The organism is Amycolatopsis rubida (assembly GCF_900115345.1).
Taxonomy (GTDB): domain Bacteria; phylum Actinomycetota; class Actinomycetes; order Mycobacteriales; family Pseudonocardiaceae; genus Amycolatopsis; species Amycolatopsis rubida.
Genome location: NZ_FOWC01000005.1, coordinates 66,018 through 78,359, shown reverse-complemented (window position 1 = coordinate 78,359; position 12,342 = coordinate 66,018). Strand labels below are relative to the sequence as shown.

Annotated in this window: 13 protein-coding genes; 10 read left to right on the top strand and 3 right to left on the bottom strand. The window is 68.9% G+C overall.

The genetic code is table 11. From position 1 onward, the window contains the following. Positions 1-26: 26 nt before the first annotated feature. Positions 27-254, bottom strand: a complete 228-nt coding sequence (locus BM362_RS48280) for a hypothetical protein (RefSeq protein WP_208865279.1) — start codon at positions 252-254, stop codon at positions 27-29. Positions 255-467: 213 nt separating this feature from the next. Between BM362_RS48280 and BM362_RS48275 the strand changes: the two genes are divergently transcribed. From BM362_RS48275 to BM362_RS20795, 8 genes are all read left to right on the top strand, one after another. Further along, on the top strand, positions 468-740 hold the full coding sequence (locus BM362_RS48275; RefSeq protein WP_208865278.1) for a hypothetical protein: 273 nt from the start codon (positions 468-470) through the stop codon (positions 738-740). Positions 741-1,467: 727 nt separating this feature from the next. Then, the gene (locus BM362_RS20825; RefSeq protein WP_067578975.1) at positions 1,468-2,127 is read left to right on the top strand and encodes a GntR family transcriptional regulator; all 660 of its coding nucleotides are present in this window, start codon (positions 1,468-1,470) and stop codon (positions 2,125-2,127) included. Beyond that, positions 2,124-2,936 carry a carbon-nitrogen family hydrolase gene (locus BM362_RS20820; protein ID WP_093574275.1) on the top strand — a complete coding sequence of 271 codons (813 nt, stop codon included), beginning with the start codon at positions 2,124-2,126 and terminating at the stop codon, positions 2,934-2,936. Before BM362_RS20825 ends, BM362_RS20820 begins: the two co-directional genes overlap by 4 nt. Then, positions 2,933-3,592 carry a DUF2848 family protein gene (locus tag BM362_RS20815; RefSeq protein ID WP_067578971.1) on the top strand — a complete coding sequence of 220 codons (660 nt, stop codon included), beginning with the start codon at positions 2,933-2,935 and terminating at the stop codon, positions 3,590-3,592. Before BM362_RS20820 ends, BM362_RS20815 begins: the two co-directional genes overlap by 4 nt. Continuing rightward, positions 3,592-5,052 carry a 4-hydroxyphenylacetate 3-hydroxylase family protein gene (locus BM362_RS20810; RefSeq protein ID WP_093574273.1) on the top strand — a complete coding sequence of 487 codons (1,461 nt, stop codon included), beginning with the start codon at positions 3,592-3,594 and terminating at the stop codon, positions 5,050-5,052. The genes BM362_RS20815 and BM362_RS20810 overlap by 1 nt, the downstream gene beginning before the upstream one ends. Next, the gene (locus BM362_RS20805; RefSeq protein WP_067578967.1) at positions 5,049-5,393 is read left to right on the top strand and encodes a cupin domain-containing protein; all 345 of its coding nucleotides are present in this window, start codon (positions 5,049-5,051) and stop codon (positions 5,391-5,393) included. The genes BM362_RS20810 and BM362_RS20805 overlap by 4 nt, the downstream gene beginning before the upstream one ends. A gap of 72 nt (positions 5,394-5,465) precedes the next feature. After that, positions 5,466-5,984 (top strand): flavin reductase family protein, encoded by a 519-nt coding sequence (locus BM362_RS20800; RefSeq protein WP_067578964.1) that lies wholly within the window; start codon positions 5,466-5,468, stop codon positions 5,982-5,984. A gap of 108 nt (positions 5,985-6,092) precedes the next feature. Beyond that, positions 6,093-7,460 (top strand): MFS transporter, encoded by a 1,368-nt coding sequence (locus BM362_RS20795; RefSeq protein WP_093574272.1) that lies wholly within the window; start codon positions 6,093-6,095, stop codon positions 7,458-7,460. Here BM362_RS20795 and BM362_RS20790 read toward each other — a convergent pair. Next, a complete protein-coding gene (locus BM362_RS20790; RefSeq protein ID WP_093574271.1) occupies positions 7,426-8,406 on the bottom strand; it encodes a 5-oxoprolinase subunit C family protein in 981 nt (326 codons plus the stop codon). The genes BM362_RS20795 and BM362_RS20790 overlap by 35 nt on opposite strands. Then, complete coding sequence (locus BM362_RS20785; protein ID WP_067578958.1) at positions 8,403-9,356, bottom strand: 5-oxoprolinase subunit B family protein; 954 nt, start codon at positions 9,354-9,356, stop codon at positions 8,403-8,405. The genes BM362_RS20790 and BM362_RS20785 overlap by 4 nt, the downstream gene beginning before the upstream one ends. A 181-nt stretch (positions 9,357-9,537) precedes the next feature. On the opposite strand from BM362_RS20785, the gene BM362_RS20780 reads away from it, so the two are divergent. Both BM362_RS20780 and BM362_RS20775 read left to right on the top strand, forming a co-directional pair. Continuing rightward, entirely contained in the window at positions 9,538-11,061 is a 1,524-nt protein-coding gene (locus tag BM362_RS20780; RefSeq protein WP_067578957.1) for a PucR family transcriptional regulator, read from the top strand. A gap of 572 nt (positions 11,062-11,633) precedes the next feature. Beyond that, the gene (locus BM362_RS20775; protein ID WP_093574270.1) at positions 11,634-12,341 is read left to right on the top strand and encodes a hypothetical protein; all 708 of its coding nucleotides are present in this window, start codon (positions 11,634-11,636) and stop codon (positions 12,339-12,341) included. The last annotated feature ends 1 nt before the right edge of the window (position 12,342 follow it).

Here is a 12,342-nt window from a genome sequence, read left to right as displayed (position 1 = left end):
CAAGCGGTCGCCTGCACAGCCTGGATCTACCCGACCGTCTGCGCCGCTGCCTGCGACGGTTCCGCACCCGGTGCCGGCGACACCCAGCCAGTATCGTCCGCGACGATCTTCGGCCGCACCGTCCGGCTCCACTTCGACGACCGCGGAATGGCCTGGGCCAGCATCGATTCCGGCGGTCCCGGCGACGAAACCTGGCTGGACCGTTCGTGGGACGCAGGCACGACCTGGCCCGACGGCTCGTCGCTCGGTCGCACCAGCGTCCCCGCCGGTGCGACCGCGGCACAGACCGCGACGTTCGCCGCTCAAGATCCACGCGGACGGCTGAACGGAGGCACCGTTCGAGCATGCGGCCGGGAATCTGCACACCAAGAGGACGCCTGCACCGGGGTGGGCGCGTCCCGCGCGGTCCCGGGTCGCCGCCGACGTCGACGCTTTGGCGTGGTCCCAGGACACTTACCGCGGGGGGTGTGCTGGCAGAATCGTGTGAGAGCGGCTCGTGCGATGACAATCAGAAGCAATTCACGGGCATCTTCCTGCGCTACTTCGGCGATCTCGCGACGGCGGCCGGCGAACAGAGATACCGAGACTTCGTGCGGCGGCAAGCGGATTCGGTGTGGCTGCGAGACCGGGACTCGCTGAACCGGATCGGCGGACGGCGGGCTGGCGGCACCCCGAACGCGGTGGATTGGCGGACACAGGCTTCGGGGCTGGAGGCGTTGATCGCCGCCGCCGCGCAGTAGCTCCGCGGTGGCCGGGATGGCGCGCGGTCATGGGAATGCTGCGTGGTTGCTGGTGCTGTGCGGTCGCGGGGATGGCGTGTCGTCTGGGCGTTGCGGGGATGTGGGGTGTCGCCTGGTGCTGTGCGGTTGCGGGGATGTGGCGTGTCGTCTGGGCGTTGCGTGATCGCGGGGATGTGGGGTGTCGCCTGGTGCCGTGCGGTCACGGGAATGCTGCGTATCGCCTGGGCGTTGCGTGCTGGCGGGGACATCGCACTCTCGTGGGGATGTTGCGCGCGTTCTTTCCTCGAAAAATCCACTGTGGAATGCCGGATGGCCGCGGAGGAAGCGCGATAGTGGAGACCATTCCGCTGCCCGCCGTGATTGCCAGCGTGAAGACGGCGGGTGATTCGTCAACCGGGCCGCGGCCGCTTGACCGGCTTTCTGTCTCGTCCGGGCACGGGGTCCGGGAGGACGCGGGCGGCGCACTGAGGTTTTCTCGGTAGCGCAGCGCGCGGCGGCTTCGCTTCCTCTGCATCGCGCGCCAGGCCCCGGCAAGGCCGGGGCCTGCCCGGCAAGGCCGGGGCCTGCCCGGGAAGCGACGTCACACGGCGACCGGGCCACGGGGCGTTCCGGGCGGCGCAGGTGTTCTTCCGCAGCGGCCACGAGGCGTCCCTTCGCTCGTCGCAACCGCTCAACCTCGGCAAACACCTCTTGCCGACCTGCCATGCGTGATGTATACATCTTGTCCATGAGCAGTGTACGACAGGCTGGGCGGCCCGGGTCCGCGCAGGACGTCACCTATCGGTTCCTCAAGCAGCGCATCGCCGAGCTGCCCCGCGACGGCGGGACGTTCCTCACCGAATCGGAGGTCGCCGAGGCGGCGGGGACGTCTCGTACGCCGGTGCGGGAGGCTCTGCTGCGGCTCGAAGCCGAGGGGTTCCTCGAGATCGTGCCGAAGAAGGGCGCGTTCGTGCCGCCGATCTCCGACGCGGAGGTCCGGGCGGTGATGGAGGCGCGCGAGCTGGTCGAGGACTGGTGCGTCCGCAAGCTCGCCGAGCGCGTCGACGAGGCGTTCCTCGGCGAGTTGGACGACCTTCTCGCGAAGCAGCGCGAAGTGGTGGACGAGCCGGTGCGGTTCATCGAGTTCGACCGCGCTTTCCATCGCGCGATCGTGCGGCGCGCGGGGAATCCGGTGCTGGCCGAGTTCTACGAATCGTTGCGGGAGCGGCAGGTCCGGATGGGGTTGCGCGCGGTCGCGGGCAGCGAGACCCGGGCGGGAACGGTGCTGTCCGAGCACGCGGCGATTGTCGAAGCGTTGCGCGGCGGCGAGCCGGAGGCGGCTGGGGAGGCGCTGGCGAAGCACCTGTCCAGCACGATGACGGCGTTGCGGGTCGAGGAGCGGCTGTGAAGGTCGCGCTGGTGCAGCTGGCCAGCCCGCCGGACGAGCCGGCCGCGGATCGCCGGGTGCGGGCCGGGCAGTTGGTGGAGTCCGCGCGCGGGGCCGAGCTGGTGGTGCTGCCGGAGCTGTGGGCGGCCGGGTATTTCTCGTTCGAGGCGTATCCGGACGAAGCGGAATCGCTGGACGGGCCGACGGTCGCGGCGGGGCGCGAATGGGCGCGAAGCCTTGGTGCGTATGTGCATTTGGGCAGTTTGGTCGAGAAGGACGCGGCCGGGCGGTTGTTCAATACCGCGGTGTTGCTCGCGCCCGACGGCACGATCGCGCATACCTATCGCAAGGTGCACGTGTTCGGATATGCCTCGCGTGAGGCGGAATTGCTCACGCCGGGCGAAACGCTCAGCGTCGCGGAAACGGAACTCGGGCCGATCGGGGCCACGACCTGTTACGACCTGAGGTTTCCCGAATTGTGGCGCGGGCTGGTGGATCGCGGTGCGAAGACGGTCGTGGTTCCGGCCGCGTGGCCGGCGGCGCGGCGCGAGCACTGGCGGATGTTCACCTCGTGCCGTGCGGTGGAAGAGCAGGTGCTGGTGCTCGCGGTCAACGCGGCAGGCACCCAGCACGGCGGCGTCGAGCTGGCCGGTGCCAGCCGGATCGTCGATCCGTGGGGCACCGTGCTGGCCGAGGCGGGCGCCGGCGAGGAAGTGCTGCGCTGCGAAATAGACCAATCCATTGTGGACACGGTGCGGGCGGAGTTCCCGGTGCTGGCCGATCGGCGGTGGCCGGTGTCCACAGCAGACTTCACGGGAGCGGGAGTATGAGCACGATTGCCCTGCACGTCGCGGGAACCGGGGAGGAACTGGTGTTCGCCCCGGCGCGGCTGGTGGTGGCCGGGTACACCGGAAGCGACGAGGCCGCGGTCGAGGAGCACATCGCCGAATTGGCGGCGATCGGGGTGCCGCGGCCGGAAACGGTGCCCGCGTTCTATCACCTGGATACGGGATTGCTGACGACGGAGCCGGTGGTCGGGGTGAGCGCGCCGGGGACGTCCGGGGAGGTCGAACCGGTGCTGATCCGGCACCAGGGGCGGTATTTCCTGGGCGTCGGATCCGATCACACTGACCGTGACCTGGAGCGGGACGGGGTGGCACGGTCCAAAGCGGCCTGTCCGAAGCCGCTCGGGGAAGTGGTCGCCGCGCTCGGGACCGAAGTGTCCATTCCGGACTGGGACCACGTCGTCGCGGACTCCAGTGTGGACGGATGCCCGTACCAGAAGGGGGAACTGGCCGCGCTGCGGCATCCGGCGGATCTGCTGGACCGGCTCGGTCCGGTCGACGGCGATTTCGCGCTGTACTGCGGCACTTTGCCGTTGCTCGGCGGCGAATTCGCCTATGGCGCGTACTGGCGCATCCACCTGGAGCTGCCCGGCGGCCCGACCCTGACCCACGCGTACGAAACGAAACAGAGGAGCGAGTGATGCGCAGCGGAGCCGACTATCTGGCCGCACTGAAAGGCCCCCGGCGGATCTACCTCGACGGCGCGCCGGTCGAGGACGTCGCCCACCACCCGGCGTTCGCGCCGATCGCGAAGACCATCGCGGAACTGTTCGACCTCGCGGCCGACCCCGACTCCGGCATCTCGGTCACCGACCCGGAGACCGGGTCCACAGTGAACCGTCTGTTCACGCCGCCGCGCAGCCGGGAAGAGCTGAAGGCGTACCGCGAAGCGGCGACCACGTGGGCGCGGCACACGCACGGCTGGGTCGGCCGCAGCCCGGACCACGTCGGCGCGTTCGTCGCGGCGTTCTCCGCGCATCCGGAGGCGTTTTCGCAGGGGGAGCGGGACTTTTCGGCCAACATCGCCGCGTACCACAAGCGCGTGCTGGAGGAGAATCTGTACGTCTCCTACGCGATCATTCCGCCGCAGGTCTCGCGGGCGACCACCGCGCACGCCTGGGAAGGCGACCTGATCCAGGCGGGAGTCGCGGAAGAGCGCGAGGACGGCATCGTGATCCGTGGTGCGCAGATGCTCGCGACCGGTGGCGCGGTGGCAGACGAGATCTTTGTGTCCTGCATCAAGCCGCTCGGGCCGGAGGATGCCGACTTCGCGCTCGGCTTCGCGGTTCCCGTCGACGCGGAAGGACTTAAGCTCTACTGCCGCCGTCCGTACGCACCGGCCGCCACGAGCGAATACGACTACCCGCTCACCTCGCGCTACGACGAAACCGACGCGCTGGTGGTCTTCGACGACGTCTTCATTCCGTGGGACCGAGTCTTCGTCTACCGCGACATCGCGGGACTGCGGCGGCAGTTCTTCGACACCGGGGCGCATGTGTTCGGGAACTGGCAGGCCCAGATCCGGTTCATGGTGAAGACGCAGTTCATCGCCGGGCTCGCGCGCAAGGTCGCGGCGGTCAACGGGGTCGACAAGTTCCCCGGCGTGATCGAGAAGCTCGGCGAGCTGGCGAGTCTCGCGTCCATTGTGGAATCGGCGGTGCTGGCGGCGGAATACACCGCGGAACCGGATGAGAACGGAATGTGGCGGCCCGGCTCCCGCGCGGTGTACGGCGCGATGGGACTGCAGGCCGAGTTGTACCCGCGGCTGCTGGCGATCCTGCGCGACCTGGTCGGCGGCGGCGTGCTGCAGGTGCCCTCCAGCGTCGCGGACCTGACGAACCCGCAGACCCGCGCCGATATCGACAAATACATCCACAGCCCGTCCGCGCCCGCCGAGGAGCGGGTGAAGCTGTTCAAGCTCGCCTGGGACGTCGTCGGCAGCGAATTCGCCGGACGCCACCACCAATACGAGATGTTCTACGCCGGAGCGCCGTTCGTGGTGAAGGGCTACGCCTTCCGCAATTACGGCTTCGACGGCGCGCTCGGCGACATCGACGCCTTCCTTTCCAGCTACGACCTCGACGGAGCGATCACCCGATGAGCAAACCGGAACACGAGTTCTTCCCGGTGGCCGACGTCGCCTTCACGGTCTGCCCCGGCGACGACCCGAAGATCACCGAACGGATTCTCGCCAAGGACCCGGAAACCGGGGTGGCGACGCGGATCCTGCGCTACGAGCCGGGTGCCGATTCGACGCCGATGGGCGTGCAGAAACACGATTTCTGGGAGGAGGTCTACATTCTCGAGGGCTCGTTCACCGACCTCACGCTCGGCCGGACGTTCACCGCGGGGATGTACGCCTGCCGTCCGCCGGGCATGCCGCACGGCCCGTGGCGGACCGGCGAGGGGGTCGTCACGTTCGAGGTCCGCTACCCCGCCTGAATCCGCTCGTGAGCGCTGATCCCGGTTCTCACCGTGATCAGCACTCACGAGCCCCTGCGCAAGGAGAACGCCATGCTCACTTCCTCGGCCGAGGTCGGCCCGATGACGATGCGCCGCACGATGGGGCGTTTCGCCACCGGCGTCGCGGTGGTCACCACCCGGGCGGCGGGGGTGCCGCACGGGATGACCGTCAACTCGCTGACGTCGGTTTCGCTCGACCCGCCGCTGCTGCTGGTGTGCCTGACGACCGGCGCGCGCAGCACCGACGCGGTCGTCGAGGCGGGCCGGTTCGCGGTCAACATCCTGTCCGCGCGGCAGGAACAGCTCGCGCTCCGCTTCGCTCGCCGCGGCGAGGACCATTTCGCGGGGCTGGAGGTGACCGAGGGCCGCCACCGCGTTCCGGTGATCCCGGACGCCTTCGCGCACCTCGAATGCGACGTCGAACGGCATCTGGTCGCCGGCGACCACGTGGTCGTGTTCGGGCACGTGCGCAGCGTGTGCGAGCGCGACGGCGACCCGCTGGCATTCCACGGGGGACGGTTCGCGGACCTCGCCGACCGGGCCAACGAGCCGGTGCACTGGTTCTTCTGAGGCAGTTCCCAGGGGGGAGCACGCCTCGGTGGCTGCGCCAACAGCCACCGAGGCTTCCGGCATCAGCACTTCATCCGCGTCACGGACCCTCCGACCACAGGAGCCGAAATGGCCGATACCTCTCGCGAACGTAACAGAAAACGCCCGCACACGCGGCTGGGGGTGGTGGCGGCGTCGAGCCTCGCCGGCACCGCCGTCGAATGGTACGACTTCTTTCTGTACGGCACCGCGTCCACTTTGGTCTTCAACAAACTGTATTTCCCGTCGCACGATCCGTTGGTCGGCACGGTGCTCGCTTTCGCCACCTACGCCGTCGGATTCCTCGCCCGGCCGCTGGGCGCGGTCGTGCTCGGCCATCTCGGCGACCGCAAAGGACGACGGTCGACACTCATCGCCAGTTTGCTCTTGATGGGTGCTTCGACGTTCTTGATCGCTCTGCTGCCCACTTACGAGGCGGTCGGCGTGCTCGCGCCGTTGCTGCTCGTCGTCTGCCGTCTGGTGCAAGGGTTCGCGCTCGGCGGCGAATGGGGCGGGGCGGTGCTGCTGGTGTCCGAGCACGGCGGCAGTGCGCGTCGGGCGTTCTGGTCTTCGTGGCCGAATGTCGGGCCGCCGCTGGGCAATCTGCTCGCCGCTGGTGTGCTGGCGGTGCTCGGCGCGGTGATGCCGTCGGCGCAGTTCCTGTCTTGGGGCTGGCGGCTCGCGTTCGGGTTGTCCGCGGTGCTGGTTTTGATCGGGTTGTGGCTGCGGCTTTATGTCGCGGAAACTCCGTTGTTCAAGGACGCGCCGAAGCCCGAAGGACTGCCTGCCGGCGTGGTGGTTCGCAAGCACTGGCGGAGCGTGTTGCTCGCCGCGGCAACGCGTTTCGGCGAGAATGCCGGGTTTTACCTGTTCTCGTTGTTCGTGATCACTTATGTCACAACTGTGCTCAAAATGGACAGTTCGGTCGGGTTGACGGCGGTGCTGGCCGGGCAGGCTTGTGCGGTGGTGACGATTCCGCTGTTCGCCCTGCTGGCCGACCGGATCGGACGGCGGCCGATCTACGTGGCCGCTTCGGTGGCGACGATCGTGTGGGCCTTCGTGTTCTTCGCACTGGTCGACACGCGCAGTCCTGGATTGATCATGGTCGCGGTGGCCGGCGGATTGCTCATTTTCGCCGCGTACAGCTCGGTGATCGGGGCGTTTTTCGCGGAGCTGTTCCCGACCGAGGTGCGGTATTCCGGGGTTTCGCTGGCGTACAACCTGGCCTCGGTGCTGGCTGGTTCGCTCGCGCCGATCATCGCGATCGGGTTGTACGCGAAGTTCGGCACCGGGTATGCGATCGGGGTCTATCTGGCGGTGATGGGCTTGATTTCTTTGGTGGCCTCGCTGATCGCGAAGGAGACGAAGTCGGTCGATCTTGGTTCGGTGGCGGGAAAGGCTGAGGAGGAAGCCGAAGCGGAACTCAGGACAGCGCCTTCACGTCCAGCAGCTGATTGACGTGTGCGGTGAGCGCCGCCGCCTGCTCCAGGTCGATCTCCCGGAACGTCACGGTATCCCGGCCGGGCCGGAGCTGGCCGACTTTCCACAGCGAGGCCGAGGCGACGGTGGCGATCACCGCGAACCCGCCGGAGGTGTTGCTGTCCGGGCCCAGCACGGTGAGCACGTCGCCGTAGGCCAGGATGCCGCCGGGCGGGTAGCTGGAGTCCAGGAGGTTCGACGGGTGCCCGCCCGCCACGTCGCCGGACGGGCGGGCCCAGCGGAAACGGTGCGGGTTGAACCGGATGCCGACGCGGTCCGAGCTCAGGTCGCAGCGCCAGGACGCGGCGAGGAAGCCGGCGAAATCCTCGGCGGTCAGGAAATCCGGGTCGGCGTGCGGGCCCCGGAGGATCTCGATTTCCCAGGCGGTCGGGTAGGTCGGGCGCAAGGACGCCGGGAGACGGCGCGGCCGGGAAGGAGCGGCGGGGAAGGTGTCCAGGACGTCCGCGCGTTCCAGGGCCCGGCCGTCGAGGCCGCCGATGCCGGCGAGCAGGAACGTCGAGCGGGAACCGAAAACCTCCGGTACCGCGATGCCGCCGGACAGCGCCAGGTAGAGGCGGTGGCCAGGGCCGCGCAGAACCTCGCACGCCAGGACGTCGCCGGTGTCCACGGGTACCGATTCCCATTGCGGGACACGGGATCCGTTGAGGGTGACCGTGGTTTCCGGGCCGGTGACGGCGATCCGGCCGGGGGCCAGGACGCCTGCCTGGAACCGGCCCAGCGGGATTTCCAGGGCGGCCGCGCCGGGACGGTTGCCGGCCAGGAGGTTCGCCAGGCGGAAGGCGAGCGAATCGACCGGGCCGGAAGGGAAGAAGCCCAGTGACTGCCTGCCGCGTCGGCCCGGATAGTCCTGCACGGTCGTCTGCAGGCCGGGTTCCAGTACTTCGAGCGCCGCGGTCTGAGTCACGGGATTCTCACCAGTTCCTGTGCGGCGACCCGGTCCGCGCGCCGTTTGGCCGCCTCCGCCGCGACCGCCGGGTCGGCTTGGACGGCGAGGTGGTCGGCGACCGCGTACCGGCCGGGTTCGATGTCGTAGTCGTAGCGGCCCTCGAAAACCTGCCTGCGCAATTCGATCAGCTCCGCCTCTTCGACGCGGTAGAAGGAGATCCGGTCGCCGGGATGGATCAGGATCGGGTCCGCGCGGTGCGCGCGCGGGCGGCGGACGAGGTCGCAGATCGGCAGCGTCCGGCCGAAAAGCTGGTACGAACCCGGCGATTCGATCGGGTGGATCACCAGGCACGGGCCGCCGAAGGCGACGGCGCCTTCGGGGGTCCAGGAGCGCGCCGGGTTGTATTTCGGGGCGACGAGTTCGGAGCGCGGGTCGAGGGGGAGCAGCGACGGCAGGCCCGGGTAGAAGCCGGTGAACGCGTTCCACCACTCGGATTCCAGGATCCGCGAGTACAGCGCCTCGCGGTTCGGCAGGCCGTTCGAGCGCACCAGGTAGTCGACGTTGGTGCCCTCGACGACGTTCGGCGCGTCCGGGCGCGTGGTGATCTGGTAGCGCTCCACGGCTTCCCGCGACGTCGAATCGTCGAACGCGATCGGGAGTTTCACCCGGCGGCTCGGCAGCACGAGCGAGCCGGGCTCGGGGATTTCTCGGTGCAGCCGGTCCATCGCGGCGATCACGGCGTCGTGCTGGATCGTTTCCGGGTCGTAGTGCACGAGCAGCGAACGCAGTCCCGGCGCGAGTTCCAGCACGCCGCGCACCGGGTTTTCCTCCAGCCGCCGGGCCGAGGCGTGGGCGAAGAAGTTGAGCCCGAGGTCGACCGGCAGCGGTGGTCCGTACTCGACGAGCAGCGCGCGATCGCCCGCGGTCCGGTACGTGACGTCCGGGCGGGACGGGGCAGCTGCGGGCATCGAGAACTCTTTCCGTTGTGCCGCCGGACATCCGCGGGCGGGCAAGTCCGATTGGGACGGTTTCTACCCACCAGAACCGGGTTTTGTCCAGAACGTTGGTTCGTCCGGGTGGCGATCGCCCGGCGGCCGGGCGGAGCGCCGGTTACACTTCCGGCCGCCGGATCCGTCCCCGGGAGACACCATGCCGCTTACGGTCCAGATGCTGCTCGAACGCGGCGAACACGGTCTCGAACTCGCCGCCGAAGGCTCGCCCGGAGCGGTGGACCGGGCGGTCACTTGGGCGTTGATCAGCGAACTGCCCGACCCGTCGCCGTACCTGGAGGGCGGCGAACTCGTGCTTACCACTGGGTCTCGGCTCGCGCTGGGCGAAGCGGCCAGCCGGGAGTACGTCGACCGGCTCGTGGCCGGTGGTGCGGTGGCGCTCGGGTTCGGGGCCAGTTCGTTCTATCAGAATGTGCCGCGGCCGCTGGTCGAGGCTGCCGGCGAGGCTGGGTTGCCGCTGCTGGCGGTGCCTGCGACGACCCGGTTCGCCGCGTTGAGCCGGCTTGTCGCCGGGCATCTTTCCGATGAGCGGCAGCGGGAGCTGAATTACGCGGTTTCGGCGCAGCGGGATTTGACCCGGGCTTCGTTGTCGCCGTACTCGGCTCGGGCGATCGCGGAGCGGCTGGCGAAGGCGGTGCGGGGGTGGACGTTGCTGCTGGACGCCGCCGGCGGGTTCCGGGCGGGGATGCCTGCGGCGCGGATGCACGTGGCGCGGGTGCGGATCGAGTTGCCTCGGCTGCGGGACAGGGCCAACTCGGCGAGCCTGAGCATGACGATCGCGGGGGAGTCCGTGGTGGTGCTCCCGCTCGCCGTACGGGGGCGGGTGCAGGGGTTTCTCGTGGTGGGGCGGTCTACCCCGCTTACTGCCGCCGAGCAGGCGATTGTCACCACCGCGGTGTCGTTGTTGTGCGCTGAGCTGCACAGTGCGCGCGGGGTCCTCGACAGCGAGCGGCAGCATCGGCTGGCGGTGTTCAAGGCCGCGGTGGCCGGGGACGTCGGGCTGGCTACGGCGATTGGGGAGGCGCTGGACACGGACTTCCCGGAGGGGGATCTTCGGGTCGCGATACTGGGGGTTCCGTCTGGGCACGAGCGGGAATTGCTCGAACATGCCGAGGGGGATCACGGGTTGCGGAGTTTGCGTGCGCTGGTTGCCGAGTGGGAGCGGGGGCGGGTGGTGGTGTTGATGCCGCCCGCCGAAGGGGATACGCGGACGTTGGAAGCCTTGTTGCGGAGGATTCCGCTGGCCCGGGGGGCGGTCAGCGATCCGACTCCGCCTGGGGAGCTGGCTGCTGCCTGGGAGCAGGTCCGGTCGGTGTTCACCAGTTCTCGCGGGGGTGCTGGGGTGCTGACCTGTGCCGGGGATGTGGCTACCAGCGGGCTGATGCGGTTTCTCGACAACGACGAGGTGCGGGGGTGGGCTCGGGCGTTGCTGGAACCGGTCACGGACAAGACCGGGGCGGCGAAGATCGATTTGCGGCATACGTTGCGGACGTTTCTGGCGCACAACGGGCAGTCGGACGCGTCGGCCAACGCGTTGGGGATTCACCGGCATACGTTGCGGTACCGGATGGGGAAGGTGGCGGAGGCGCTGGGGAGGGAGGTGGACGATCCGGCGGTCCGGGCGGAGTTGTGGATCGCGTTGCAGTTGGATGATCAGTTGTGAGGCGGCTCGTCGCCGGGGGGCGACATCGCTTGGGGTCGCTGGCGTGGGGCACCCCGAAGCCCGAGTGTGCTGACGGTCTGGGGTTGCTTGTCAAGGCGGGAAAGATGCCTTGACAAGCAACCCCAGACCGCAGGGAGGCTTCGTATCGGGGTGCGGGGGAGGGGCTGGGCGCCTCGATGGTGGGTGCAGCGGCTGCGGGGAGGGGCTGGGTGCCTCGATCGCCGGGTGCGGCGGCTGCGGTTTGCGGGCGGGGCCGTGAAGGGCTCCTTGAGGGGACCCGCGTCCGTGAAGGGGCCCCTCGCGGGCCGGTGGAGGGTCGTGAGGGAATCAGAGTCAATGAGGGTGGCCCTCATGTACTGGCGGGGCTTGACGGATTCAGATTCCGTTGGTGGTGATCATTGTGCGGGTGGCTGACCTGCGTTGATGCGGGCGGGTGCTCCGGTTTGGCATCCCTGGCCCGGTTGTTGTCCAACGTGCGCACTACCCGGGCACGGGTGGGTCGCGCAGTCTTTGGGGCACCGCTTCGAGCTGATGGGGCGGGAAGTTCAACGGTGAACCTGGAGGCAACCCCTATGGGCACGTCGCTGCATCCGCCGCAGCTGGTGACCGGGTCGCGGACTCTCTACCTGGTTTGGGTACCTGAGGATCCCGACGGCGTCGCGCAGCTCGTTCCGGCGGGACTCACGCCGGCCGCTGATCGGTCGTGCTACCTCAACCAGTACGTGGTCGAGGGGGACGCTCAGACGTCGGCCAGCGAAGGGGACGACGCGTTCGGTGCTTATTCGCTGACCTATCTCGGCGTGAATCTGTCCGGCTTGGACACCGAGGCGGGGGTTCCGGGACGGTGGTGGACCGATTACCACAACAGTTCCGAGCCGATGATTCGTTACGCCCGGGAGCACGGCGTCCCGGCGGGGGCTGCGGGGGAGACGACGCTCGATCTCGACGGGGACCGGCTGGTCGCCACGACGTCGGTCGAGCGGCGGCCGGTTATTCGCACTGTCGCGCGTCTCGCGATCGGCACGCCGCGGCGGGTTGCCGGGCAGTTGCGGTACATCACGAGCCGCGGCGGTGAATTCGTCAGCGGGCGGTATGCCTATGTCGCTGACATTGCCGAGGAATTCGCGGTGGAAGCCTTCGAATTCCTCGACAAAGAGCATCCCGCCTACCGGTTGCGGCCTGCCCACCCCTTGCAGGTGACGTTCGGGTTCTACGCCCCGTCCATGTCCTTCGTCTACCCCGGCGGCGAGGGGCCGCTGGGTTCCGAGCACGGCAGCTAAA